The sequence below is a fragment of the Orbaceae bacterium BiB genome (assembly GCA_036251205.1).
Taxonomy (GTDB): Bacteria; Pseudomonadota; Gammaproteobacteria; order Enterobacterales; family Orbaceae; genus Orbus; species Orbus mooreae.
This window is the reverse complement of the sequence record CP133958.1, coordinates 2,220,593-2,246,842: the sequence shown is the minus strand read 5'-3', so window position 1 is coordinate 2,246,842 and position 26,250 is coordinate 2,220,593. Positions and strand designations below refer to the sequence as shown.

The following is a 26,250-nucleotide window of genomic DNA, read 5'->3' as shown; positions in this document are numbered from 1 at the left end:
GCTACTATGCCAAAAGACATATCAGTTTCAGAAAATCAAGAATCGTTAACACCGATGAAGACAAATGTTAGACAACGTATTTTTTATGGACTAGGTGATACAGGTTATAACTTTTTATTCGATATGGGACAGTTGTATTTACTTAAATACTATACTGACCATTTAGGTCTACCAAGTGTTTGGGCTGGTTCCGTATTCCTTGTTGCCAAAGTGTGGGATGCGTTTGCAGATATCTCTGTTGGTACCTGGATTGATAGTCGAATGAATATTGGTAAAAATGGGAAATTTAGACCGTTTATATTCTATTCTGCGATTCCGCTAGCGCTACTACTCATTGCAACGTTTGCAATACCTGAGTTTTCATTAACGTGGAAAATTATTTTAGCTTACCTAAGCTACATGATATTTGGTACGGTTTATTCAATAGGGAACATTGCTTATGGTTCTATTGTGCCAGCGATGACTAAAAACTCGCAAGAAAGAACCATTTTAGCGTCATTTAGACAAGCAGGGGGAACGCTCGGGCTATTAATTGCAACCGTTGCTTTTATGCCAATTGTTTGGATATTCGATAATGAGTCAACCGGTTACTTGGTTGCGGTTTGTGTCTTTGGCCTTGTTGGTGCAATTCTTGTGATGCTTTCAGCTAAAAACGTTAAAGAAAACTATGTTGTTAAACCCGCACAGAAAGTAACGAAAGCAGCCCTAAAAAAATCATATGGTGCTTTATTAAAAAACAGACCATTAATTATTCTTTGTATTGTTAATATTTTCACTTTCTCTGCGTATAACGTGAAATTAGCGATTCAAATATACTTTGCGCAATATACATTACAAGATACCTCAATCATACCTTACATGGGATTCTTCGCAATTGGGGCGGTATTTATCGGTACGATTCTTGTTCCTAACCTTGTGAAATATGTTGATAAAGTTTGGTTATATATTGCGGGTTGTGTGATTTGGGCGGTTGCTGATTTAAGCGCATTCTTCCTTGTCGATTCACCTTTTTCTTTTGTTGCCTTTGCCTCTTTAGCATTCTTAGGTAGCTCATTTATTAACACGCTTAACTGGGCATTAATCTCTGATGCGGTTGAGTATGGCGAGTGGAAAACAGGTATTCGGGCTGAAGGTCTAGTATATTCTTCTTATACATTCTTCAGAAAATTATCGACAGCACTAGCTGGATTTATACCTGGTATTGTTTTGGCATTTGTTGGTTATGTGCCAAATGTAATTCAATCAGAAAGTGCACTACTTGGTATTCGTGGTTTAATTTATATCTACCCTGGCGTTTTAAGTATTGTCACTATGCTCGTTATGTACTTCTACTACCCACTTTGGAATGAGAAATATAAACAAGTGATTGGTGAATTATCAAAAAGAAATTCACAACAATAAATAAGTGTATATTGCTTTAATATTTAATTAAAGAGTTTCGATAAGCGTTAGTGGTGTGATTATAATCGCATCACTAAAATGAGAGATAAACACAAAATCTATTTTCAAGTATTTATGTAAGGGCAGATATAATGATTGTACAAAAAAAAACGTATTTAATTAAAACCATGGCAATTGCATTAAGTGGAATTGGGTTTTTAGCCTTACCAATGCAAAGTTTTGCAGCTGGTGCATGGGTTGAAGCACGCCAAGCTTATTTTACAGCCACCGATACAGCAGAAACTGCATTTAAAGCAGGTTATAATTTTGACAATGGACTTGGGTTAATGGTGACTAATGCCTATAATACGAGCAAATTTGATCAGTTTTCTCATAGCTGGAATGAGTTTGAAGGTTGGTATCCTCTATTTAAAATAACACCTGCATTTACGATTGCACCAGGATTAATTTTAACTTCAACAAGTGCGGGATCAACTGTATCTGGTTATGTTGATTTTAAATATCGTTTTACGGATGATTTCAATGTAACAACACGTTATCGTTATAACCATCGTAATTACGACACAATGGATTTAAATAAGAAAGAAGATAAAGATGATACACACCAAATCGTGATGTATTTTAATTATCGCATCAATGAGAGTTTTGATTATACGCTTGAGCCGGATTATTTCTACCGAGTAAATGATTTTCATTCAGCTAACGGCAAAGATTACAACTGGCAAATCAATAATAAATTAACCTATAATTACGACAAGCATTGGAAGCCATATATTGAAGCTTCATGGCTTGATCGAGTTAAGAGCAAAAATAGCGAACAATACAGATTCCGAATTGGTGTTCGTTATAATCTGTAGTATGACTTTAAGGTACTGTCAAATTAACTTTTTAGAATAAATCTTAATTTGACATTTAATCCCTAATTTTGAAATTCAGGTACAACTTGGGTAATAGCGCCCCACTCTTTAAATCGACATTCAGCTAAAATTCGAAAGGTTTTAGCTGAGCATAAATGCCTTGCACAATTAAAATGATCATAGATATTACCAAAGCACGATAAGAATAATTGTGCTTGTTTTAATGATTTAAATTTACGCATTTTCTTCTCTCTAAGCCTTGTTGCTTGGTGTGAGTTTTCTGCTCTGTTATTGGCATATTGTTGAGTAAGATGAGGTGTAGTTGAAAGTAATATTTTGATCGGTTTAATATAACTTTTTAGTTTATCAGTAACGACTTTTGAAACGGGTTTTTGCATACTCTTTCGGACTTTTTTAATAAATTTAGTTGCTGCTTTGCTATCTCTTTTTTCTTGAACTAATACATCAATCGTTTGACCATCTTGATCAACGGCTCGCCACAAATAGACACGTTTACCGTTAATTTTACAAAAGACCTCATCCATATAAACATAATCACCATAGCGCTTAACTTTTTTAATTCGTTTTGCATAAAGTTTACCGAATTTAATACACCAATAACGAATGGATTCATAGGTAACAGATATCCCTTTTTTCATCATGATGAGTTCAATATCTCGATAACTTAATGTAAACCGATAATACAGCCACACGCAGTGGCTAATAATCGAAGAATGGTAACGGTGTCGTTGATAGATTTTATTAGTATTCATCTGTATGATTATACAAAAGATAGGTTAACTTGACAGTACCGTTGCACTTCATACTTGAATCTGAGATATTTTATCCGTTAAGCCTTACATCCTCGCACTGAACGACGAGGTTTTACAACTTAACAGATAAAAATCATTTTTTACTATTTTGTTATAACAAATGAACGATAATCAATATTTCCATATCCCGTGTTCTGCCATCCACCATCAACAACTAAAGAAGAACCATTCATATAGCAAGATAAATCACTAGCTAAGAATATAGCAGGCCAAGCAATCTCATCAACTGTTGCAAACCTTTTTTCAGGACAAACTCTATCAAATTCGGATTTTTTAACTTTATCTTCCATTATTTTATGAGTTAACGGAGTATCTGTTAAACCAGGTAAAATACAATTAACTCTAATTCCGTCTTGAGCCATTTCAATAGAAGCATTTTTAACTAACATTTCAACACCAGCTTTAGATGAGGCATAAGCAGATCCACCCAGCATTGGTACGTGAGAATTTAATGAGCCAACAACAACAATACTTCCTTTCTTTTCTTCCCTCATTACATTGCCTAAATATTTAAGCCAGTAAAAATTAGATATTAAATTAACATCTATTGTAGCTTTCCAATCTGAGGAATTTTGCTCATAAATACTTCCTGTCTTACTAATCCCCGCAACTAAAAAAGCATAATCAATTTTTTTATTTGATTGTTTAACATTGTTAATCAATTGATTAACATGCTCTTCATTCGTAACATCTAATTTTTCGGTTCTAAGTTTAGAGTTATGATGAGCTAATTTTAAAGCATCTAAATTATCCTGATTAAAATCAACAACAACTACATTGCATCCTAAACTTAACAATATTTCAGTTATACTCTTACCAATGCCGGATGCTCCACCTGTAACTATAGCTAGTTTACCAAAAAATGATTTTTCAAAAACACCTGATTTCATTTAAACCCCCTTAAACATTAGATATGCCATTATAATGATAATAACATATCATGAAATATGGTACTGTCAAATTTTTCAGTGGTTTTAGTGACCAGCACTGTCAAATTAACTTTTAACAATACATCTTAATTTGACATTTAATCCCTAATTTTGAAATTCAGACGCAACTTGGGTAATAGCGCCCCACTCTTTAAATCGACGTTCAGCTAAAATTCGAAAGGTTTTAGCTGAGCATAAATGCCTGGCACAATTAAAATGATCATAGATATTACCAAAACACGATAAGAATAATTGAGCTTGTTTTAACGATTTAAATTTACGCATTTTCCTCTCTCTAAGCCTTGTCGGTTGATGTGAGTTTTCTGCTCGATTATTGACATATTGCTGAGTAATATGAGGTGTAGATAAAAGTAACGTTTTGATAGGCTTAATATAACTTTTTAGCTTATCAGTAACCACTTTTAAAACAGATTGTTGAATGCTTTTTCTTACCTTTTGAATAAACCGATTAGCGGCTTTGCTATCTCTTTTTTCTTGAACTAACACATCAATGGTTTGACCATCTTGATCAACGGCTCGCCACAAATAGACACCTTTACCGTTAATTTTACAAAAGACCTCATCCATATAAACATAATCATCATAGCGCTTAACTTTTTTAATTCGTTTTGCATAAAGTTTACCGAATTTAATACACCAATAACGAATGGATTCATACGTAACAAATATCCCTTTTTTCTCATGATGAGTTCAATATCTCGATAACTTAAAGTAAACCAATAATAGAGCCACACGCAGTGGCTAATAATCGAAGAATGGTAACGGTATCGTTGATAGATTTTATTAGTATTCATCTGTATGATTATACAAAAGATAAGTTAACTTGACAGTACCTCTCAACATAATACGTTGTTGTTTTATCCTGATTTAAGGAGTGGGGCGCTATTACCCAAATTACGCCTAAAATTCAAAAATAGGGATTAAATATCAAATTAAAATTCATTCTTAAAAGTTAATTTGACAGTACCCAAAAGAGGCTCATAAGAGCCTCTGGTAGATGTGGCGAAAAGGATGTAATTAAAAATCGTATTTAACCATCACCGCCGCACTAGCACCATCACGTTTACCGCTATAGCCTCTAACATTTAAGTTAAGCGATAAATCTTTATTTCCTTCCAGTGGCGTAGCAACAATACCTAGTTCCATAATCCCCGTTGAACCTTTTACTCTTGGGGCATCAATACCGACTCCAGAGACAGTAGCGTTGGAATCACTATCAAGTTCATACTCATAAATACCGGCTAAGGTAAATTTTATATTTTCTGAAGATTGATAGTTATACTGCTCTTTCACTTGGAATCGCGTTGAGTTCATTTTTTGGAAATCAACGTTATCACTATCTAGTACAATACTATCACTACCTAGTCGCGTCCATAAATAATGAATTGAAGAATCAAAACTTGAACTGTCATTAATGTGATAAATAAAACCTGTTCCTAAATTCACACCATAGTAATTCACTTTACTCTTATAATGAGCGGTATCGCCATTACCCATCACGATATCACCAGATTGAAACTCTGTGCTGGTACGACCAAATCGAATAGCGCCATCCATATACATCTCATTACCAGTATCTAATGCTGTTTGCAATTTACTAAATAAAGAGACGCCGTAATTATACGTATTGCCATCCCCCTTTACCTTACCTGAAGCAAACTCATTATAAGTATCATAATTACTACGGCCATACTCTGTTGTTACACCAAAAAATAAGTTTTCAGTTACTTGATATTGTGAGCCGATAATGACTCGATAATCACGCGTATCAACATGAGAGCCACTTTTATATTTATTCACCACACCATTAATTGCTGCGATTGGCGTAAATGTTCCGACTGGTTTTTGCTCACCCATTACGCTCATAAGTAAATCTGAACCTCTAGTGACATTTTCTAGTGCAGCAAGGCGCCCTTCTGCTAAAGGTTTTACATTTAAGTTAACATCGTCTGGATTGATTCTCATATCATCGATTTTAGCAATAATCGTCTTATCTTTAATCTCATAAGAAATATCTGCACTGCGGACTAACCCGACTTTAACGGTATTATTCGCTGAAGTATTAAACATGGTTTCTAATCCTACCGTTCCCGAATAAGATGTCTGTTGTAATGCCGCATCCGTTGCATCAAGTAATATAACTGATTGGCCTTTGCCTATTATACCGTTACCCGATATGCCGGAAAGCTCAATATTCGACACGTTAGCTGTTTTAACCGCATTATCATTGCCATCATTTACTGAGGTATCAATATTTCTAATCGAATCAGTTACTTTGAGAAGCGCAGTATTAGATCCCACCACGTGTTTATTGTAATCATTAAGGTAAAATCGATAATTTTCAAAACTATCCACGATTGCCACTGTTAGTGGCGCATTTGCTATGGATAGGGTATTGCCAGTAAAAACATCGTAGTATTTGAAATCAGAAGGATAAAAATCAACCGCCGTCAATGTTGTATTATAATTTACCGAGCCATCATCATAATCACGTTGTAGTTTTGAATCACCGTAAATAAACACACTTCCTGTTGCGTTAGTATAGCTATCATTTGAAGCCGCAGAAGCATAAACTCCGGAAATACTGCCATCAATACGTGAGTTATCTATATATACGTTCCCCACTGCTGTTATTTTAGTTGTCAGATTATTGCTATAGGTACCTTGAGAGGACGCTGACACACCAAAAATTATTCCTCGACCACTTGAGTTTTTTAAATACACTTGTCCTATTGCTGTTGCTGTCGCACTAAAGTCTTCCTCACTCCCTGCTGCTGCATGAGCACCAATTATGGAACTTGAAAAAGTTGAATTATTTAAATAGACACCGCCTATTGCGGTAGCGGATGCATCAACGTCGGAAGGCGTATCAGCAAAAGCACCGTAAATTTCATAAGCACTGGCACTGTTTAAATAGACATTTCCTACTGCGTTAACAGGATTATCATCGTTAGCAAACGCACCATAAATTACGTGTCCTCTACTTTTATTCAAGATAACTGCAGTATTTAACACATGACAATTATTAGCTGAATGACGACAATATCCGCCATAAATACGGTTTAAATTAGAGGGTGTTCCGTTTGCGACAACAACGTTATTTTCGTTAATATTACTGCCCGTTGTTGTATCTGTTGAGATAAAATCACCAATATAATTTAAAGGTGTTGAGCTGTCCATGCTAACAATATTGATATTGGTGTTGTTAAGCCATTCACTGCCATCGGTTTGAGATGAAGAAATATCAAAACTGCCATCACTATCTATATTAATGCTATTCGATGCTTGCGCAAATAATGGCATTAATGCTGGGATTAATATTGCTATTATGCTTTTTTTAAAATGCTTTTTCATGTAATTCCTTATAAGTAAAGATTATTAATACTAAAACAATGATGTGCTTTACTGTTAATTATTAAGAATATTATATAGAGCAAAATAAATAAAATTTATACTGTAAGGCACTGTCAAGTTAACTTTTTTTTAGTATAATCATATAGATGAATACAAATAAAATCTATCGGCGGCATCGTTATCCTGCATCTATTAAATGCATTAGGCCATTGTCCAAATGATAAATTACTTGTTAAGGCACTGTCAAATTAACTTTTAACAATACATCTTAATTTGACATTTGATCCCTAATTTTGAAATTCAGGCGCAACTTGGGTAATAGCGCCCCACTCTTTAAATCGACGTTCAGCTAAAATTCGAAAGGTTTTAGTTGAGCATAAATGCCTAGCACAATTAAAATGATCATAGATATTACCAAAGCACGATAAGAATAATTGTGCTTGTTTGAATGACTGGTACTGTCAAATTAACTTTTAAGAATGAATTTAAATTTGACATTTAATCCCTATTTTTGAATTTTAGGCGCAATTTGGGTAATAGCGCCCCACTCTTTAAATCGACGTTCAGCTAAAATTCGAAAGGTTTTAGCTGAGCATAAGTGCCTTGCACAATTAAAATGATCATAGATATTACCAAAGCACGATAAGAATAATTGTGCTTGTTTTAACGATTTAAATTTACGCATTTTCTTCTCTCTAAGCCTTGTTGCTTGGTGTGAGTTTTCTGCTCTGTTATTAGCATATTGTTGAGTAGGTACTGTCAAATTAACTTTTTCACACAAATCTTAATTTGACATTTAATCCCTAATTTTGAAATTCAGGTACAACTTGGGTAATAGCGCCCCACTCTTTAAATCGACGTTCAGCTAAAATTCGAAAGGTTTTAGCTGAGCATAAGTGCCTTGCACAATTAAAATGATCATAGATATTACCAAAGCACGATAAGAATAATTGTGCTTGTTTTAACGATTTAAATTTACGCATTTTCTTCTCTCTAAGCCTTGTTGCTTGGTGTGAGTTTTCTGCTCTGTTATTAGCATATTGTTGAGTAAGATGAGGTGTAGTTGAAAGTAATATTTTGATCGGTTTAATATAACTTTTTAGTTTATCAGTAACGACTTTTGAAACGGGTTTTTGCATACTCTTTCGGACTTTTTTAATAAATTTAGTTGCTGCTTTGCTATCTCTTTTTTCTTGAACTAACACATCAATGGTTTGACCATCTTGATCAACTGCTCGCCACAAATAGACACGTTTACCGTTAATTTTACAAAATACCTCATCCATATAAACATAATCACCATAGCGCTTAACTTTTTTAATTCGTTTTGCATAAAGTTTACCGAATTTAATACACCAATAACGAATGGATTCATACGTAACAGATATCCCTTTTTTCATCATGATGAGTTCAATATCACGATAACTTAATGTAAAGCGATAATATAACCAGACACAATGGCTAATAATAGATGCGGGATAACGATGGCGTTGATAGATTTTATTAGTATTCATCTGTATGATTATACAAAAGATAGGTTAACTTGACAGTGCCGTACCAATTAAGATATTAATACCTGTTAAGCATAAAAAAAGCCCTAAACATAAACATTTAGAGCTTTAAGTAAAAATAAATAATTATTCTAAATTAGCATGATTTTTAGCAACTTCTTCTAGCGTTAATCCTTTTTGGCGAACTAACTCAAGGCAAATTAAATCACCGAATAGTAATAATGATTGTTCAAATAATGTAGTCATTGGTTGAATAGTTGCAATTCCATTGCCTGATTTAGAATTACAGTGAAAATCAACGACTACATCAGCCATTTGTGCAATTGTACTTTGCGGTGATGATGTTAAATGTGCAATTTTAGCATTATATTTTTTCGCACATAATGCGATATTTTTAGGAAATAATGATTCACCAGAGCCTGAACCGACCAATAATAAATCTTTATCTGTAATTGGAGGCTCATTGATATCACCAACCATCCATGTTTTTATACCCAAATGGTTTAATCTTTTTGCCATCGCTGATAATGAAACATATACACGACCAACGCCAATAATGAATACTTTTTCAGCGGTTAATAATTGGCTAATTAGTTGATTAATTTGTTCTGCATCAATGCTACTTAATACGGCATCTAATTCTTGGACGATTTTTTTACTATTTACATTAAAAGTTGAATCTAACATACAAGCTCCTATTATTTATTTTTTATCAGATTGTTAAGCATTTCTTCAATATTTGGATCATCGATATAACTCGATATCTCAATGATTGAACCATCTAATTCGGTCATTTTTAGCCTGTCAGCTAGATTTTTATGAATAACGATAATATCTGAATCTTTTGGTATATCTTCAATTCGATAGTGTTTGACTTCAATACCATCAATATTGTTTTTAGCTAGTTTTTTCCTAAATACAGAAGCTCCCATTGCACTTGACCCCATTCCTGCATCACAAGCAAAAGAGATTTTGTTTATTTCTTGTTTTTTCAATAAACTTTTACCTTCAGCTTTCATTTTTTGTGATTTTTCAATGTAATCATGTAGATCGTCAGCATCTGCTTCTGGCTCTTTCGTTACTTTTAAGATAAATACTGTAACAAGGAATGAAACCACTGCCGCAATCGTTACACCAGCAATTACACCGATAAAATTACCTTTTGGCGTTAATGCTAAGTAGGCAAAGATTGATCCAGGACTTGGACCAGCAACTAAACCTACATCAAATACTTGGAATGTGATAATGCCAGCCATTGCGCCAAGGATCATCCCAATAATTGTAATTGGTTTCATTAATACATATGGGAAATATAACTCATGGATCCCACCAAAGAAGTGAATGATAGCTGCACCTGGTGCTGTACGTCTTGCAATAGTGTTACCAAAGAAAGTGTAAGCTAATAATAGTCCAAGTCCTGGGCCAGGATTTGATGCAACCATAAAGAAGATTGATTTACCATGCTCTAATGTTTGTTGCATACCCAATGGGTAATAAATACCTTGGTCAATTACATTATTTAAAAAGAGAACTTTGGCTGGTTCATTAATAATTGATAAGAATGGTAAACCGCCCGTTGCAACTAATGCTGTAATTCCTTTAGTAATTAGTTGATTGGCTTCTTCAATTGTTGGTCCAATAACAACATACGATAGAATCATTAATAAGAAACCAAAGATGCCGATTGTGAAATTGTTAATTACCATTTCAAAACCAGAAGGCGTTTTCTTTTCAACAACATTGTCTACTTTTTTGATGATATATCCACCTAGAGGTCCAATAATCATCGCGCCTAAAAACATTGGGATACTTGAACCAATAATAAGGCCCATTGTTCCGATTGTTCCCATTACTGCGCCACGTGTTTTGGCAATCATATAACCACCAGAATAGGCTAGTAACAGAGGTAATAAGTTAATAATGGTTGGCCCAACCAATTTACCTAGATATTCATTTGGTAACCAACCAGTTGGGATAAATAATGCAGTTAAAATACCCCAAGCGATAAATGCGCCAATATTAGGTAAAACCATATTTGTTAAAAATCCGCCCATGGCTTGGATTCTAGCCCTGATCGAGACTTTTTTCTGTATTGCATTAGTGCTCATAATTCCTCCGAATTAATTAAAAACAGCTAAAATATCTTGTTTAGTTTTGGCTTCTTTTAATTGTTCAACTTTCTCTTTTTCACTTAAAACATCAGCGAAATCACCTAAAATATCTAAATGTGAATCATCATTTGTTGCTAAAACGAAAAAAACACTGACTGGCTGTTCATCAGGGAACATCACAGGATTCGTTAATTTTAGGCAAGAGATTGATGTTTTAAATACATTCCCATTACTACGTGCGTGAGGAAGCGCAATATACGGAACAAGCACAATATAAGAACCATTTTTTTCAACATTTAAGATCATATCTTCAACATATTGTGGTGAAATCGCACCTTCATCAATTAGTTGTTGAGAAGCCAGTTGAATTGATTCTTGCCAGTTCAGATTTTCATCTGAAATAATGATACGTTCTGCAATTTGACTTTTAATCATAATTTATCCTTCAATATTTAAAAATGATGTAATGGCATCTGTTAAATTGCCATTTAATTGCTGATTAGATGCAACTAAATTTTTTAGGTCTAAATATTTTTGAGCAATATCATTTACTAATGTATCTTCAGTTAATCCTGTTAATTGTCGAATAATATCCTCAATCTTGTTTTCACGGATCATCGATTGAATTTTTTGCGATTGCTCATCTTCTTTCACATCAAAACATAAAGCTAGCGCTGCGATTACAACTAGATGTTGATATGGCAGATTGTGACGATAAAGCTGTTGCAAAGGTCCAATAATGCGCTCGTTATTACCTAATTTTCTGATAGGAGAACCACCAACTCGAGTTACCGCATCAACCAAATGAGGATTAGAAAATCTTGCCAGAGTATTATCGATATAATCTAAAAGCTCATCGTTTGAAAATGAGTATTGTTTAGTTAAGTAAGTTGCCGATTGCTTCATTGTTTCGCGAATAAAAGCTTTAAAGCTAGGTATCATTAAAGTATCGAGAATCGTTGATTTACCGACAAATTGACCTAAATAAGCTGCGGCACAATGACCTAAATTTACAATATAGAGTTTTTTCTCTATATAAGGTTTTAGCTCAGGAACAAATTTAACTGATTGTAGATTCAGTAAATCTTTATTTAATAATTCTGAATTATTAATAACCCATTCAAAAAATGGCTCGACAGCAGTGATTGGTTTACCATTATGCTGAGCGGTAAGTGATTGCCTATCAATTGCTGAATTAACAAATGAACAATATTTATTTAACTGAGTAAATTCACTCTCAGCTGTTAATTTTTTAATTTCATCAGCAAGTAATGAACTTGCATTAATTGCATTTTCATTTGCGATGATATCAATACTTTTTCTCGCTTTAACTCTTTCATTAATTAACTGTAATAAGACAGGCGCAATTTTTGATAGATTATTAATTCCTACCGATGTTGTGACTAAATCTGCATCTAAGAATTTATTAATTAATTCATCAGATATATTACCGCACGCTAATGCAGATATATTTTTGATCGTCACGATATTCGTTGGATCGTTTAGTATTTCAATCGAATAAGATTTATCATTATTCAATTGATCAACCGCACTATTATTCACATCAAAAAAGCAAATATTACAATTATTGAGAGAAAGGATATAACCAATTAATCCTCTACCAATATTACCTGCTCCAAAGTGAACTACATTCATAATTTATCTCCAAACAAGTTATTAACCGCGCTGAAAATCACTAATTAGTTGATCAATATATTGTTTATTTTCGAGTAACGTACGACCTGAGCGATATAAACTTGTACTACCTAATACTAGGTTATCAGCACCAGCTTTAAGTAAATTAGGAATTGATTCCAATGATACTCTCCCATCAGCTTGAATAGATGTTGATAACGATTTACTTTGGATTAAATTCGATAGGTCTTTAATTTTCTGAAGCGCGTATGGTACTTGTTGTTCGTTTTTGTCGGTTGCAAAACCAGGATTAATCAACATTAAAAGGACATAATCACATAGCGGTAATGTGTAATCCAATACAGATAGTGAGGTTGCTGGATTAAGTGCTAAACCAACTTTAACTCCTTTTTTCTTGATCATATTAATATGGCGATCTACGTGTAAACTGGTTTCAACATGAAAGCTAATACTTTGTACGCCGATATTTAACATTTCAGTAATGAAAAATTCATTATTAGTGGTCATCATATGAATATCGAGATTCATATCAGTAATGTCTCGAACTTTTTTAATCGTATCGATCCCTAACGGCATTGCAGGGCTAAATGCACCATCAATAACATCAACATGAAGATCTGTAATCCCAACCTTTTCCAACTCAGAAATCCCTTCTTTTAACGCCGTTAAATCTGAACACATAACCGATGGGGATAGTATTATTTTCTTATTTACCATTCTATTGCCTCTATATTTAAATTGAATATCACAACTTCATTTAATCATTAATCCAAACTTAATTCAATATGAATTGCGAATGATTTGGACTTATATGTGATAAAATTCACATTATTAAAATTTGAACTTATGTTATATTAATGACATGAAAATAAGTTAGGATAAGTATATGGAATCGATTACAGAGTATAGGCGTAATAAAATTGCACAATTAATTGCATCACGCGAAAATATTAAAGTCGGAGAATTGGCAAAAGTATTTAAAGTATCCACTGAAACAATTCGAAAAGATTTAATTTTTTTAGATAAAAAAGGAATCATTAAAAAAAGCCATGGAGGCGCAATTATCAATGAACAGTCTCTTAGGATGTCAGTGGAAAAACCATTGTCAATTAAGGAATTAGAGAATTCGGAAAATAAAAAAGCTATCGCAAACTATGCATTATCATTGATTCCAGATAATGCATCATTCTTTATTGATTCAGGAACGACTAATTATTTTTTAGCAAAACTTTTAGCTAACAAAAAAAATATGAATATATTTACAAATTCAATACCAGTAGTAAATATGTTGTCAGAGAGTGATAATAACATTTATATATTAGGTGGTAGGTTAAAAGAACAAAGCCACTGCATTGTAGGTAATTGGACTTTACAAATAATTGATAGTATCCAACCCGAGTTGGCATTTCTTGGCTCTGATGCCTTTAAAAATACAACTGGTCCATGTACCGCATCATTTGAAGAATCTGGTATAAAATCTAAAATAGTAGAAAAAGCGGATAAAGTAATTGTTCTCGCTGATAGTAGTAAATTTAATCATTCAGGATTGTTTACTTTTAGTGATTGGAGCAAAATAGACTTATTAATAACAGATAAAAACGCGAATAGAAAAGATATAAAACGCTTACAAAAATTCACGCAAGTTATTGAGGTATGAGTATTTACGGCACTGTCAAATTAACTTTTAACAATATATCTTAATTTGACAGTTAAACTCTAATTTTGAATTTTAGGCGCAGTTTGGGTAATAGTGACCCATTCTTTAAATCGACGTTCAGCTAAAATACGAAAGGCTTTAGCTGAGCATAAGTGCCTTGCACAATTAAAATGATCATAAATATTACCAAAGCACGATAAGAATAATTGTGCTTATTTTAACGATTTAAATTTACGCATTTTCTTCTCTCTAAGCCTTGTTGCTTGGTGTGAGTTTTCTGCTCTGTTATTAGCATATTGCTGAGTTACATGAGGCGTACTTGAAAGTAAAGTTTTTATCGGTTTAATATAACTTTTTAGTTTATCAGTAACGACTTTTGAAACGGTTTTTTGCATGCTCTTTCGGACTTTTTTAATAAATTTAGTTGCTGCTTTGCTATCTCTTTTTTCTTGAACTAATACATTAATCGTTTGACCATCTTGATCAACGGCACGCCATAAATAAACACGTTTACCCTTAATTTTACAAAATACTTCATCCATATAAATATAATCACCATAACGTTTCGTTTTTTTAATTCGTTTTGCATAAAGTTTACCGAATTTAATGCACCAGTAACGAATGGATTCATAAGTAACAGAAATATCTTTTTTCATCATGATTAATTCGATATCGCGATAGCTTAAAGTAAACCGATAATATAGCCACACGCAGTGGCTAATAATAGATGCTGGATAACGATGTCGTTGATAGATTTTTAAAGTATTCATATGTATAATTATACAAAAGAATAGTTAACTTAACAGTCCCTATCCTATTTTTTTATAAATATATTTTGTTGAATTTTAACATTTAAGTTATTCACCCAACGATTATAATTACGATGGATATGACCTGCTTTATCTTTTAAATTATCGCTTGCTGATACATATTTAATTTCATATCCTTTAGCACTATATGGAATACTAACTACCGCTTCGTAACCACGGTTGAATAATGTTCCCTCAATAGTGTTATTATCAATAACCTTCATCTTCCATACACCAAACGTTGCATCGTCCGTTGTTCCTGCACCAAGAATCGCGGCTTTTACCTGCTCTTTTGTTAGCCCAGTTACAGGTGTATTAAATTGTTGCGGTTCTTGATATTTAGAAGAACACCCAAATAATACAACAGCAAACATCACGGATAATACAATTTTCAAAAACTTCATTATTACTTGCTCCTTTAAATAAGATTAATTATTGTAATTTAACGCTTTTTACATATAAGCAAAGTATGGCCCAAACCCAGACCATCAATATCTTGCTCAACATGAAAACCTACCTGACTTAAACACCGATAAAATACCTTAGAATGATAAAAACGACTATTACCATTAGCTAAACACGTAAAATAAAGCGATGAAGCATTCAAACTAAGTGCTCCAGCTTCAAACGGTTGCCGATCCCAAAATATTTCCATGATACATACTACTGTATCTTTCTTCATACTACGATAAATCAATGATAAAATCTGCATAATTTGTTCTTCACTAAAACAATCAAGAAATTGGCTCATCCACCACAGATCTGCTTGAGCAGGTAAAGTCTCTGCAGTTAATAAGTTAACAGAATATCCTGAAATTCTCGATTCAAATCCCGCTTCATTAATATTATTTTTTGCCAATTCAATCTGCTCTGGCAAATCCAATATAGTAATGTCAACGTTAGGCAGATTTTTCGCACAATATAATGCCCATTTACCCGTATTCCCCCCAACATCATAAATATGTTGAGGATTTAATTTTTTAATATAATTAAATGCGGGCGGAAAAGCACTATCAGAATAGAAATGATCAAAATCAAACCAACTGTTTTTTGGTTTGTCTGGTAATTGACTCAATGCTGGGTAAATTGTCGACCAATCACCAAATACTTTTAATCCCGCTGGAGTACCTTTTTCTAGCGCCTCTTCTAGATGAAACATGCCTTGGTAGCAAACATCTTGAGTAAAATCTAAATTAATTTGAGTCATTTTATCATGTAACAAAAAATGTCCGACTTTCCCTAAAACGTAACATTGATCTCTCAGATAAATAATATGCATACTCAGTGCAACATCTAATAATAACTGAATACCATAAGTCGATAATGCAACATTGTCACAAATATCGTCAATCGTCGCCCCCTTTTCCCCCTGCCGATCCAAATATGCAAAAATACCCTTATTACGCATGCAAATAACAGCTTGAAATAAAATGGGTGAAAATGCGATTTTTTGAGCTTCGGTAATAGCCTCTAATGCAGTATAAACCTCTTTGTTATACCCATATTTGATATATTCCTTGTTGTACAAATTACTTTCCTTATATCTCAATATACTTATTTTAAGGATACAACGTACTTCTTACGCCATATTTTTATCGCTACAGTGAAGAGCGAATATAGCATAATATTTAACGTCAATGATGCCAATTATTTTTTATTTTTTGGCAATAAAATTAATAGACGATATAATGTTTAGCAAATGATGCTATATTGAAATAATAATTACTGTGAAATTGTCCTTCTCTCTTGAAAAGTGGTATGCACTATCCGCTGGTTTAGCGAATCAAAATGATTGGCTAACGTGGTCACATAATGAAAATCATGATTGGATGCTTCCTCTACCTAAATCACAAAGGATTCCAATGATGCAAGCGCGACGAATGAGCGAGCCATCTCGTCTTGCAGTTGATGTCGGCTTAGAACTTATTAATGAAACTAAGATTGATTTCGCAATTTTTATCAGCCGTCATGGTGAGTTGGAAAGAACCTATAAAATTCTCACAACATTAAACAATCATGTTGATGTCTCACCGACTGACTTTGCACTCTCTGTACATAATACCGCATCAGGATTGTTAACCATTATAGCTAAGCAAGCGATACCTATCAGCTCAATCTCAGCTAATCGAGATGGATTTCAACAAGGTTTAATTGAAGCTCAAGCATTATTAAAACAAGGATATAACCGTATTTTATTAATTGATTTTGATGGTTCACTTCCTAATATATATCAAACACAGGTCAATTCAAGTGTATCAGCTTATGCAATGGGGATAATTTTAACTCCAGGCAATACCATCTCTATTGAGGCAACCAAAAAGTATTCGCCTCAGTATCAAACACAATATCCTCAATCTTTAGCATTCTTACATGGTTTTTTAAGTAAAAAACAAACATTTATGTTACAAGGCTATTTTCACGACTGGCAATGGACAATTAACCACGAATGAAAATGTTATATAGTAAACTCAAGCAATTATGGAGAATATTAGCAACAGCACTGGGGTTTATCTTATTTGGACTTGGTGGCTTGCTCATTCTCTCAACATTATGGTTTAACTTGCTGAGAATATTTGTCAGGAATAAAAATCGCCGTAATATTATTGCACAATATAGTATTAGCGTAAGTTTTTCCTTTTTTTTATGGATTCTTAGATCGCTAAGAGCGATTGATTATCGTTTTACAGGCTTGGATAAGCTAAAACAAGATAGAAGTTGCTTAATTATTGCAAACCATCCCTCTTTATTAGATGTTGTACTATTAGCATCGGTAATGCCTCGCTGTGACTGTATCGTAAAAGAGTCGTTATTAAAAAATGTTTTTGTTCGCGATATTATTAAAGCAGCTGGTTATGTCGTCAACAGCGAAGCAAGTAAAATGTTACCCTATTGTAACGAAACCTTAGCTTCTGGTGGTCGGATTTTAATTTTTCCTGAGGGTACACGTAGCGTGCCCAACGAAGCGCTTTCTTTACAAAGAGGTGCAGCAAATATCGCATTACGTTGTCAAGTTGATATTAGAATCATTCATATTGAATGCTATCCACCAATTCTACGTAAAAACCAAAAGTGGTATGATATGCCCGTAACCAAACCGACTTTTAATATCACTATTGGTGAAAAACTTGCAATTAAAAACTTTAGTGATAATAATATCACTATTTCAGCTCGAAAATTGACGCAGTATTTAACTTTAAAACTCAGTGAGCATGAAAATAATAATATAGTATAAATCGAGGAAATGATGAACCAACTGCATAATGATTTAAAAACACTCATTATTGATGTACTTAATTTAGAAGAAATTACACCTGATGATATTGAAACTGATGCACCGCTATTTGGTGAAGGTCTAGGTCTGGACTCCATAGATGCATTAGAACTTGGTCTGGCAATAAAAAACCGCTATGGCACCGTTTTATCCGCAGAAAGTGAAGAAACTAAACAAATTTTTTATTCAATTACCACACTAGCAAATTTTATCGATTCACAGCAATAAATAATCACAGGAACACTCCATGGATAGGCAACAAATTTTTAATGAAATACAATCTGCACTTGTACAACTTTTTGAACTTTCTCCTGAAGATATCAAACCAGAATCAAAACTATTTGAAGAACTCGATCTTGATAGCATAGATGCAGTCGATTTAGTTGTTCACTTACAAAAAAAGATTGGTAAAAAAGTCGATCCAGAAACATTTAAGTCAGTCAGAACCGTACAAGACGTTGTAGAAGCGGTGAACACTTTAGTTAATGGTAGTCATTAGTCCTGATTAGATTCCTTAACTACTTATGAACATGCATACTCTCAAGTTAATTATTAAAATAACCACTAATATCCTATTAGCCTGTTATCCACTGATTATCTTTATATCATTCCGCAATGGATATATTAATTTAGCGGTACTATTTTTGATCATGATTTTTATCTTGAGACTATTCACTCAACCCGGCATATTTTCACAACTACGTTGGTTTGCCAAAATTGTTCCTTGCTTGGGACTATTTTTAGTTAGTGCTAGCTTGCTCTTTACTAAATACCAATTATTACTTTACTATCCAGTTATCGTCAATATTGCTTTTTTAATTATCTTTAGCTATTCCTTGCAATATCCTCCTACAATCATTGAACGATTTGCAAGAATACAGAATCCTGACTTATCTGAAAAAGCAATACAATATACAAATAACGTAACTCGTTGTTGGTGTCTATTTTTTATCGTTAACGGCTGCATCGCACTAATAACATGTTTAGTCGGAAATATTGAGCTGTGGACACTTTATAATGGCGGAATCAGTTATCTATTAATTGCTTTACTAATGGGGGGAGAATGGCTCATTCGCAAAAAATACCAACATTAGTCCCATTATGTCGGCAAATTTATCGTAATGATAATGAAATAATTGCTATTCGTCAAAATAGTCCTTTATCAATACTTGACCTAAGAACAAAAGTAATTGAAATATATCAAGAGGTTACTCAATCACCAATTCAATATTGGGCGCTTGCTATGCAAGATAGCTTTAATTTTGTTGCAGGAATACTTGCGTTACTATATGCAGGGAAACAACCTATGTTGCTAAATCCCCGTTATAGTCAAATGCAGCAATACTATCAAGCGCTACTAACAGATGACGATAGAAATCATACTCAATTACCTGATAATATCATTATCAACATTAATCAATTAAATGGCGATCATCTAACAACATATTTACCTGATAACTTCCCGCTGTCACAAGTGACCCTATTTACATCGGGTTCCACTGGACTACCAAAACCAATTATAAAAACAATCCAACAGCTCGAAAAAGAGAGTGAGATTCTTACTACCTATTTTGGTTCATTATCTGATTATCTATTTGCAGCATCAGTTGCTCATGATCATATGTATGGGTTAACCTTTAAAATTATGTTAGCATTGGCTAATCGAGCACCGTTTATTTGTGAACAGATTCACTATCAAGAACAGCTCACCACGTATAGTGCAAAAAATATAGTCTATATCACCTCACCGTCAATGCTAAAAACCTTAGACTATCAACTAAAAAATAGCCAATGTAAGAAAGTAATATCAGCGGGAGGGCCTCTATCTTATCAAGAAGCTAATTTGAGTTTACAGTGCCTAGGTGCATTACCTAATGAAATTTATGGTTCAAGTGAAACAGGCGTTATCGCGACAAGAGTGCAGTATCGAGAAAATATGCCTTGGGAACTTTTTCCACAAATGATATTAAAATATGTTAAGCAAAAATCGATTCTTATATCACCATTACTGGATGAAGCCCTGCCACTCAGCGATAAAATTAATTCACTTAGTCATAATCAGTTTCATCTTGATGGACGTCTCGATAGAATAGTCAAAGTTGCAGAGCAACGCGTATCACTGACCTATATTGAAAATCAGCTTAACCAATTACCTGAGATTATCAGCGTGAAAGTCATTACGCTGGAACAAAACAATCGAATAATTTTAGCTGGCGTTGTACAACTATCAGACATTGGCAAACATAAACAACAGCAATTGGGACATTTCCGATTATCACAATATTTTCGACAATATCTAAAAGATAAATTATCATTAGTCGCGATACCCAAAAAATGGCGATTTGTCGAACAATACCCAGTCAATAATCAGGGGAAATTGATCTATATCGAGTTACAAGCTTTATTTGATACGCAGAGAAAATAATGGAAAAAACACTGCCTAATGAATTAAATATTACTATAAATGCCAACGGTATAGATCTTGAACTCGATGTTCCTGACGATCTGTTGTGGTTTAAAGGACATTTCCCCGAAAGACCTTTATTACCTGGGGTTACACAATTAAATTGGGTAATGCATTACAGTAAAAAATTATTAAATATTCAAGCAGAAATTGCATCAATTGATGTGATCAAATTTCAGACCCCAATACTCCCCAACGATCGATTGCATTTGAATATTGTCTGGGATAGTGACTTACGTAAACTACAATTTTTTTATATGGTTGCAAATAAAATTGCAAGTTCAGGAAAACTAAAGCTATGTCCATAAAGACTATTTTATCCGATAGCGCCTATAAATATTGCTTTGTAATCCCTTGTTACAATCATAGTAATACGCTCTTTAAGGTATTAGAAAATCTTGAATTATACCAAATAGACTGCTTTCTTATTGATGATGGAAGTGATATCACTCAGGCTGATATACTCCAACACCTTGCTGCACAATTTGCTTGGGTGACTTTAATTCGTTTACCGACTAATCAGGGTAAAGGAGCTGCAGTCATGACCGGAATACAACACGCCTATTCACAGGGCTATTCACATGCAATCCAAATTGATGCTGATGGGCAACATAACTGCCAAGATATTACTAAACTCATTGAAGTGTCTCATCAATATCCAGAGTTACTCATCTCTGGTCAACCAATATATGATGAATCCGTTCCTAAACATCGTTTAATCGCTCGCTATATTACTCATGTTTGGGTTTGGATTGAAACATTGTCTTTTTCAATAAAAGACAGCATGTGTGGATTTAGAATTTACCCACTAGCCAATACCGTTGGCGTAATCAAAAAATACTCAATTGGTCATAGAATGGACTTTGATACCGAGATTATGGTTCGACTCTATTGGGAAAGAACACCGACTATTTTTGTACCGACAAAAGTGATTTATCCTAAAGATGGAGTATCGCATTTTAAAGCCTTTAAAGATAACTTACTTATCTCATGGATGCATACTAAACTATTTTTTGGTATGTTACCGCGTGCAATATCATTACTAAAACAGAATCGTTCAGTGAAGAGTACACAACTACACTGGTCACAAACTAAAGAAAGACAAGGTTTATGGGGAATAAAATTTATTCTTAGTTTATATCGATGGCTGGGTCGTAGAGCCGCGAAATGGATTATGCTACCCGTCATCACTTATTTTTGGTTAACAGGGACAAACCAACGTAAAGCATCCAAAGCTTATTTACAAAAAATCAATCAACACTATGATCGCGTCGCTTTAGTTGAGCAAAAGAAGTTAACCACATTTCACCATTTTTATCGTTTTGGTGAATCGTTGTTAGATAAACTCGCTAGTTGGCAAGGTGATATAAAAATTAACGATCTCTATTATCCAGATAAAAAACAGTGCTTAGATATCATTGAAAAACAACAAGGGATTATTTTAATTGGTTCTCACCTCGGTGATCTAGAAATGTGCCGCGCCATTGCTAATCTGTCTCATAATGTCACCATTAATGCTTTAGTATTTACTCATCATGCCAAGCGCTTTAATCAAGTTTTAAAAGAGGTTAATCCCACATCAACAATTAATTTAATACAAGTTGATACGCTCGGTGCCGATACTGCAATTTTACTCAAGCAAAAATTAGATGCGGGTGAATGGATTGCAATCGTAGGCGATAGAACGTCAACCAATATCCATCAAAGAACATCAGAAAATTCCGTGATTTGGGCAAACTTTTTAGGGCAACCAGCCCCTTTTCCAAAAGGTCCTTTTATCTTATCTGCCGTATTAGGTTTTCCGGTCTATCTCATTTGGGGACTCAAACCAAATGGTCGATTTCAATTCTATTTTGAACATTTTACCGATAAATTAATTTTACCCAGAAAAGACCGTGATGCCGTGCTGTCAAGCATTGTGCAAAATTATGCTTCGCGTTTAGAACACTATTGCCTAATTTCGCCTTTAGACTGGTTTAACTTTTATGACTTTTGGCGATTTACGCCACCCAAACCACATAACATTGAGACAAGTACAACTCACAATGAAAAATAATCCTGACTACTGCATCACAACTGAACTAACTGTATCATTTCACGACACGGATGCAATGGGCGTCGTCTGGCATGGCAATTACTTAAAATTTTTTGAAAAAGCGAGAGAAGCGCTATTCCAAAAATTTAATTATGGTTATAAAGAGATGATTGAATCGGGCTATGCTTGGCCAATCGTTGACACCCGATTAAAATACACGGCAATGACAGTAGCCGAACAAACGTTACAGATTACCGCACAGTTAGAAGAGTTCGAAAATCGCATTAAAATTGGCTATATTATCCGTGATGCGCAAACAGGCAAAAAAACGACAACAGGCTATACCATACAAGTAGCACTATCTACACAGACAAAAGAGATGAGTTTCATCACACCAGATATTTTCTTAGAACGATTTGGATTATTAAAATGAAAAAATATTTCATCACCTGCTTCACATTATTGATGATGGTCAGCCATTTTAGCTATGCAATAACCTTAGAACAGCTACAGCTACAATTTGCTCAATACCCAGTAACTCGAGCTGATTTTACACAAGATCGTTATATTCAAGGTTTAAGTAAACCATTACATTCAACTGGTAAGATGATTATCAGTAAGACATTAGGATTATGGTGGCAACAAAAAACGCCATTTATCATGACGTTAAAAATGAACGATCAACGCATGGAACAACAAATTGCAAACCAAGCACCACAAATTATTACAGCACAAGCACAACCTCAGCTATTTCAATTCAATTCATTATTGAGTGCGGTATTTGATGCTGATAAAAATACACTGGAACAAAACTTTACTCTGACCCTTTCTCAACAAGACAAACAATGGCAACTTATTTTGCATCCTAAGGCAGCGCCCTTGAATAAGATTTTTACCCAAATAGAACTTAGTGGTACTAAATACTTATCACAAATTATAATAGATGATAAGCAACATGATAAAACCATTATCACATTCACGAACCATAATACAAAACCTTTAACCACTGATGAAAAACAATTATTTCAGTAACCATATAAGGCTAAAGAAATGGGCGATTTCATGGTTAATTATCGTGATTGGCTTACTATTTTTTGCCAGTTATTTGCTACCTAACAGTAAGATAAATAGCAGTGTTTTATCGCTACTGCCACAGGAACAAAACAATAATGTCCCTATTGATTTAATCAACGGATTTCAAGATAGATTAGATAAACAAATCGTCTGGTTAATTAAACCTGCTACGAATGATGAAATACAAGCTGTTCAATGGTGGTATAACACGCTCAAACAACAAGATTTTATTCAAGACATTAATGGTCAATTTGACCAAAATTTTCAACAAGATTGGGGAGTCTTTGCTTACCAGTATCGTTATCAACTCGCCGATCCTCAAACTATTAATCGCCTTAGGGAGCAAACACAGTTTGATTGGGTTCTCAGTCAAATCTACTCACCTTTTAGCGGTATAAGTGTCAATGAGTTAAATAATGATCCTCTATTACTTACGCGTTCTGCCCAAATTAATCAATTAAGTACTGCTGGGAATCTAAGCATCACCAATAATTGGTTAACCGGCAAAGATAATGATGGTAATACATGGTATATGCTTTATGGTGAGCTAACGGGTTCATCTTTCAATATGAAACAGTCGCACCAAATCGTCAACCAACTATCAATTCTAGAAAATCAGTTAAAACAACAATGGCCAAATACAGAAATACTAAAACGCGGCGTAATATTTTATAGTGATAACGCTGCGACACAAGCAAAAAGCGATATATCAACGATTGGCACGTTATCCATGCTGGGAATTATTTTTTTAATACTAGCTGTTTTTCGTTCAATCCGTCCCATCTTATTAACACTCTTATCAATCGCTATCGGTATCTTATGTGGTACCATTGCTGTATTAGTCATATTTGGAGAAATTCATATTATGACTATTGTCATGAGTTCAAGCATTATTGGTGTAGCAATCGATTATTCATTACACTATCTTACTGAACGCTTGTTACACGGTGATCGAGAGTCACCAAATCAAAGTTTAACTAAACTGTTACCGACACTAGTAATTGCATTATATACAAGCCTTATCACTTATCTTATTTTGTTAATAACACCATTCCCAGGTCTAAAACAATTATCAATATTTGCCTGTTTTGGCTTAATTGGTGCATTTTTATCTGTCATCTTGTGGTATCCATTTTTAGTGCATAAATTACAAGTCAGGGCTAACACAGGACAGACGTTATTAACACTCTGGTTAAATTTATGGCAAAAAAAAGCGATGCAACTCAGCATGATCTTTGCTGCGCTAATCTTTATCGGTGTAGGGCTTGCTAATTTAACGATTGATGATGATATTGGCCGTTTACAAACTATTCCGCCTATATTACATAGTGAAGAACAACAGATTATTGCTATTACTAAACAGTCTACCGATCAAAAGTGGTTTATTGTTTATGGTGAAACACCAGAAAAAACCTTACAACATTTAGAACAATTTTTACCTAAATTAGAGGATGCTAAACAAAAAGGGATTCTCACGCAATATCAAACCATCAACTTACCATCAAAGCAAAAACAGCAACAAAATATTGCGATAATTGAACAATATTCACCTGATATTATTACTGCATTACAGCAACTAGGACTAGATATCAAATTTCCGTCTATTGAAAAAGTTAATCATGAACTAATAACGCCAGAACTGTGGCTACAACATGCTATTAGCCAGGGACGAAAATTATTGTGGTTTAGCGAAGAAAATGGTCACAGTGCAGCATTAATTCCCATTAGTGGCATTACCAATATCAATGCAGTTAAACAATTAGCACAAAATGAACCCGGTGTAGAATGGTTAGATCGTAGGCAAGAGTTTAACAATATGTTTACCAATTATCGTGTACATTTAACACAATTATTAATCGCAACGATTATCGTTATTTGTTTGAGCTTCATTTATCGAAATCGTCATCATGGCGTGAAAATGGCACTAAAAAGCACGTTACCAATATTATTATCGGTAGGGTGTGCACTATCGATACAGGGTTTCACACAGCAACCTCTTAACCTATTTTCGATGCTCGCTCTTATCTTAGTGATCGGAATCGGTATTGATTACAGCTTATTTTTAAGTAATCATAGCGAACAAAAACAAAGTGCATTATTAGCCGTATCTATGGCAGCATTAACCACTCTACTCTCATTTGGCTTATTGGTGTTAAGCCACACAAGTGCAATTGTTGGTTTTGGTTTAGTCTTAGTTGGCGGTATTTTTGCGGCGTTTTTATTTGCGCCATTAGTTATCAAACCACATTATAAAAAATAACAATGTA

The 26,250-nt window shown here is 34.0% G+C and carries 28 protein-coding genes; 14 read left to right on the top strand and 14 right to left on the bottom strand.

Translation table 11 applies throughout. The features are described from left to right. Window positions 1–6 precede the first annotated feature (6 nt). Both RHO11_10625 and RHO11_10620 read left to right on the top strand, forming a co-directional pair. Window positions 7–1,401 (top strand): glycoside-pentoside-hexuronide (GPH):cation symporter, encoded by a 1,395-nt coding sequence (locus tag RHO11_10625; protein WVD60933.1) that lies wholly within the window; start codon window positions 7–9, stop codon window positions 1,399–1,401. Between the two features lie 131 nt (window positions 1,402–1,532). Next, window positions 1,533–2,258, top strand: coding sequence for an oligogalacturonate-specific porin KdgM family protein (locus RHO11_10620; GenBank protein ID WVD60932.1), 726 nt, complete (start codon window positions 1,533–1,535; stop codon window positions 2,256–2,258). A gap of 62 nt (window positions 2,259–2,320) precedes the next feature. On the opposite strand, the gene RHO11_10615 is transcribed toward RHO11_10620, so the two are convergent. From RHO11_10615 to RHO11_10565, 11 genes are all read right to left on the bottom strand, one after another. Further along, window positions 2,321–3,031, bottom strand: coding sequence for an IS6 family transposase (locus RHO11_10615; protein WVD60931.1), 711 nt, complete (start codon window positions 3,029–3,031; stop codon window positions 2,321–2,323). A 143-nt stretch (window positions 3,032–3,174) separates the two neighbouring features. Next, window positions 3,175–3,981 carry an SDR family oxidoreductase gene (locus tag RHO11_10610; protein ID WVD60930.1) on the bottom strand — a complete coding sequence of 269 codons (807 nt, stop codon included), beginning with the start codon at window positions 3,979–3,981 and terminating at the stop codon, window positions 3,175–3,177. A gap of 144 nt (window positions 3,982–4,125) precedes the next feature. After that, window positions 4,126–4,710, bottom strand: a complete 585-nt coding sequence (locus tag RHO11_10605; GenBank protein ID WVD62889.1) for an IS6 family transposase — start codon at window positions 4,708–4,710, stop codon at window positions 4,126–4,128. A gap of 348 nt (window positions 4,711–5,058) precedes the next feature. After that, on the bottom strand, window positions 5,059–7,395 hold the full coding sequence (locus RHO11_10600) for an autotransporter domain-containing protein (protein WVD60929.1): 2,337 nt from the start codon (window positions 7,393–7,395) through the stop codon (window positions 5,059–5,061). 505 nt (window positions 7,396–7,900) lie between these two features. Next, complete coding sequence (locus RHO11_10595; protein ID WVD60928.1) at window positions 7,901–8,158, bottom strand: hypothetical protein; 258 nt, start codon at window positions 8,156–8,158, stop codon at window positions 7,901–7,903. Between the two features lie 40 nt (window positions 8,159–8,198). Then, window positions 8,199–8,909 carry an IS6 family transposase gene (locus tag RHO11_10590; protein WVD60927.1) on the bottom strand — a complete coding sequence of 237 codons (711 nt, stop codon included), beginning with the start codon at window positions 8,907–8,909 and terminating at the stop codon, window positions 8,199–8,201. A 123-nt stretch (window positions 8,910–9,032) separates the two neighbouring features. Continuing rightward, window positions 9,033–9,593: a 6-phospho-3-hexuloisomerase gene (gene hxlB / locus RHO11_10585; GenBank protein WVD60926.1), complete on the bottom strand. Its 561-nt coding sequence runs from the start codon at window positions 9,591–9,593 to the stop codon at window positions 9,033–9,035. Window positions 9,594–9,604: 11 nt separating this feature from the next. After that, window positions 9,605–11,014 carry a PTS mannitol transporter subunit IICB gene (locus RHO11_10580; protein ID WVD60925.1) on the bottom strand — a complete coding sequence of 470 codons (1,410 nt, stop codon included), beginning with the start codon at window positions 11,012–11,014 and terminating at the stop codon, window positions 9,605–9,607. Between the two features lie 12 nt (window positions 11,015–11,026). After that, window positions 11,027–11,452: a PTS sugar transporter subunit IIA gene (locus RHO11_10575; GenBank protein WVD60924.1), complete on the bottom strand. Its 426-nt coding sequence runs from the start codon at window positions 11,450–11,452 to the stop codon at window positions 11,027–11,029. 3 nt (window positions 11,453–11,455) lie between these two features. Next, a complete protein-coding gene (locus RHO11_10570) occupies window positions 11,456–12,673 on the bottom strand; it encodes a mannitol-1-phosphate 5-dehydrogenase (protein ID WVD60923.1) in 1,218 nt (405 codons plus the stop codon). A 21-nt stretch (window positions 12,674–12,694) separates the two neighbouring features. Beyond that, entirely contained in the window at window positions 12,695–13,390 is a 696-nt protein-coding gene (locus RHO11_10565; protein ID WVD60922.1) for a ribulose-phosphate 3-epimerase, read from the bottom strand. Between the two features lie 169 nt (window positions 13,391–13,559). On the opposite strand from RHO11_10565, the gene RHO11_10560 reads away from it, so the two are divergent. After that, entirely contained in the window at window positions 13,560–14,330 is a 771-nt protein-coding gene (locus tag RHO11_10560) for a DeoR/GlpR family DNA-binding transcription regulator (protein ID WVD60921.1), read from the top strand. Between the two features lie 212 nt (window positions 14,331–14,542). On the opposite strand, the gene RHO11_10555 is transcribed toward RHO11_10560, so the two are convergent. Genes RHO11_10555 through RHO11_10545 form a run of 3 tightly spaced genes read right to left on the bottom strand, consistent with a single transcriptional unit; the run spans window position 14,543 to window position 16,667 of the window. Then, on the bottom strand, window positions 14,543–15,100 hold the full coding sequence (locus RHO11_10555; GenBank protein ID WVD60920.1) for an IS6 family transposase: 558 nt from the start codon (window positions 15,098–15,100) through the stop codon (window positions 14,543–14,545). Window positions 15,101–15,144: 44 nt separating this feature from the next. After that, complete coding sequence (locus tag RHO11_10550; protein ID WVD60919.1) at window positions 15,145–15,543, bottom strand: hypothetical protein; 399 nt, start codon at window positions 15,541–15,543, stop codon at window positions 15,145–15,147. A 38-nt stretch (window positions 15,544–15,581) separates the two neighbouring features. Then, complete coding sequence (locus RHO11_10545; protein WVD60918.1) at window positions 15,582–16,667, bottom strand: class I SAM-dependent methyltransferase; 1,086 nt, start codon at window positions 16,665–16,667, stop codon at window positions 15,582–15,584. Window positions 16,668–16,866: 199 nt separating this feature from the next. On the opposite strand from RHO11_10545, the gene RHO11_10540 reads away from it, so the two are divergent. From RHO11_10540 to RHO11_10490, 11 genes are all read left to right on the top strand, one after another. Beyond that, window positions 16,867–17,589 (top strand): beta-ketoacyl synthase chain length factor, encoded by a 723-nt coding sequence (locus RHO11_10540; protein WVD60917.1) that lies wholly within the window; start codon window positions 16,867–16,869, stop codon window positions 17,587–17,589. Then, a complete protein-coding gene (locus RHO11_10535) occupies window positions 17,586–18,371 on the top strand; it encodes a lysophospholipid acyltransferase family protein (GenBank protein ID WVD60916.1) in 786 nt (261 codons plus the stop codon). Before RHO11_10540 ends, RHO11_10535 begins: the two co-directional genes overlap by 4 nt. A gap of 12 nt (window positions 18,372–18,383) precedes the next feature. Continuing rightward, window positions 18,384–18,638, top strand: a complete 255-nt coding sequence (locus RHO11_10530; GenBank protein WVD62888.1) for a phosphopantetheine-binding protein — start codon at window positions 18,384–18,386, stop codon at window positions 18,636–18,638. Window positions 18,639–18,657: 19 nt separating this feature from the next. After that, window positions 18,658–18,909 (top strand): acyl carrier protein, encoded by a 252-nt coding sequence (locus tag RHO11_10525; protein ID WVD60915.1) that lies wholly within the window; start codon window positions 18,658–18,660, stop codon window positions 18,907–18,909. Between the two features lie 151 nt (window positions 18,910–19,060). After that, a complete protein-coding gene (locus RHO11_10520) occupies window positions 19,061–19,504 on the top strand; it encodes a hypothetical protein (GenBank protein WVD60914.1) in 444 nt (147 codons plus the stop codon). Beyond that, complete coding sequence (locus RHO11_10515; protein ID WVD60913.1) at window positions 19,474–20,835, top strand: hypothetical protein; 1,362 nt, start codon at window positions 19,474–19,476, stop codon at window positions 20,833–20,835. Before RHO11_10520 ends, RHO11_10515 begins: the two co-directional genes overlap by 31 nt. Next, window positions 20,835–21,182 carry a hydroxymyristoyl-ACP dehydratase gene (locus RHO11_10510; GenBank protein ID WVD60912.1) on the top strand — a complete coding sequence of 116 codons (348 nt, stop codon included), beginning with the start codon at window positions 20,835–20,837 and terminating at the stop codon, window positions 21,180–21,182. The genes RHO11_10515 and RHO11_10510 overlap by 1 nt, the downstream gene beginning before the upstream one ends. Continuing rightward, window positions 21,173–22,930, top strand: a complete 1,758-nt coding sequence (locus RHO11_10505) for a glycosyltransferase (GenBank protein ID WVD60911.1) — start codon at window positions 21,173–21,175, stop codon at window positions 22,928–22,930. The genes RHO11_10510 and RHO11_10505 overlap by 10 nt, the downstream gene beginning before the upstream one ends. After that, a complete protein-coding gene (locus RHO11_10500; protein ID WVD60910.1) occupies window positions 22,920–23,342 on the top strand; it encodes a thioesterase family protein in 423 nt (140 codons plus the stop codon). Before RHO11_10505 ends, RHO11_10500 begins: the two co-directional genes overlap by 11 nt. After that, a complete protein-coding gene (locus tag RHO11_10495; GenBank protein WVD60909.1) occupies window positions 23,339–23,941 on the top strand; it encodes an outer membrane lipoprotein carrier protein LolA in 603 nt (200 codons plus the stop codon). Before RHO11_10500 ends, RHO11_10495 begins: the two co-directional genes overlap by 4 nt. Continuing rightward, window positions 23,919–26,243, top strand: coding sequence for an MMPL family transporter (locus RHO11_10490; GenBank protein ID WVD60908.1), 2,325 nt, complete (start codon window positions 23,919–23,921; stop codon window positions 26,241–26,243). The genes RHO11_10495 and RHO11_10490 overlap by 23 nt, the downstream gene beginning before the upstream one ends. The last annotated feature ends 7 nt before the right edge of the window (window positions 26,244–26,250 follow it).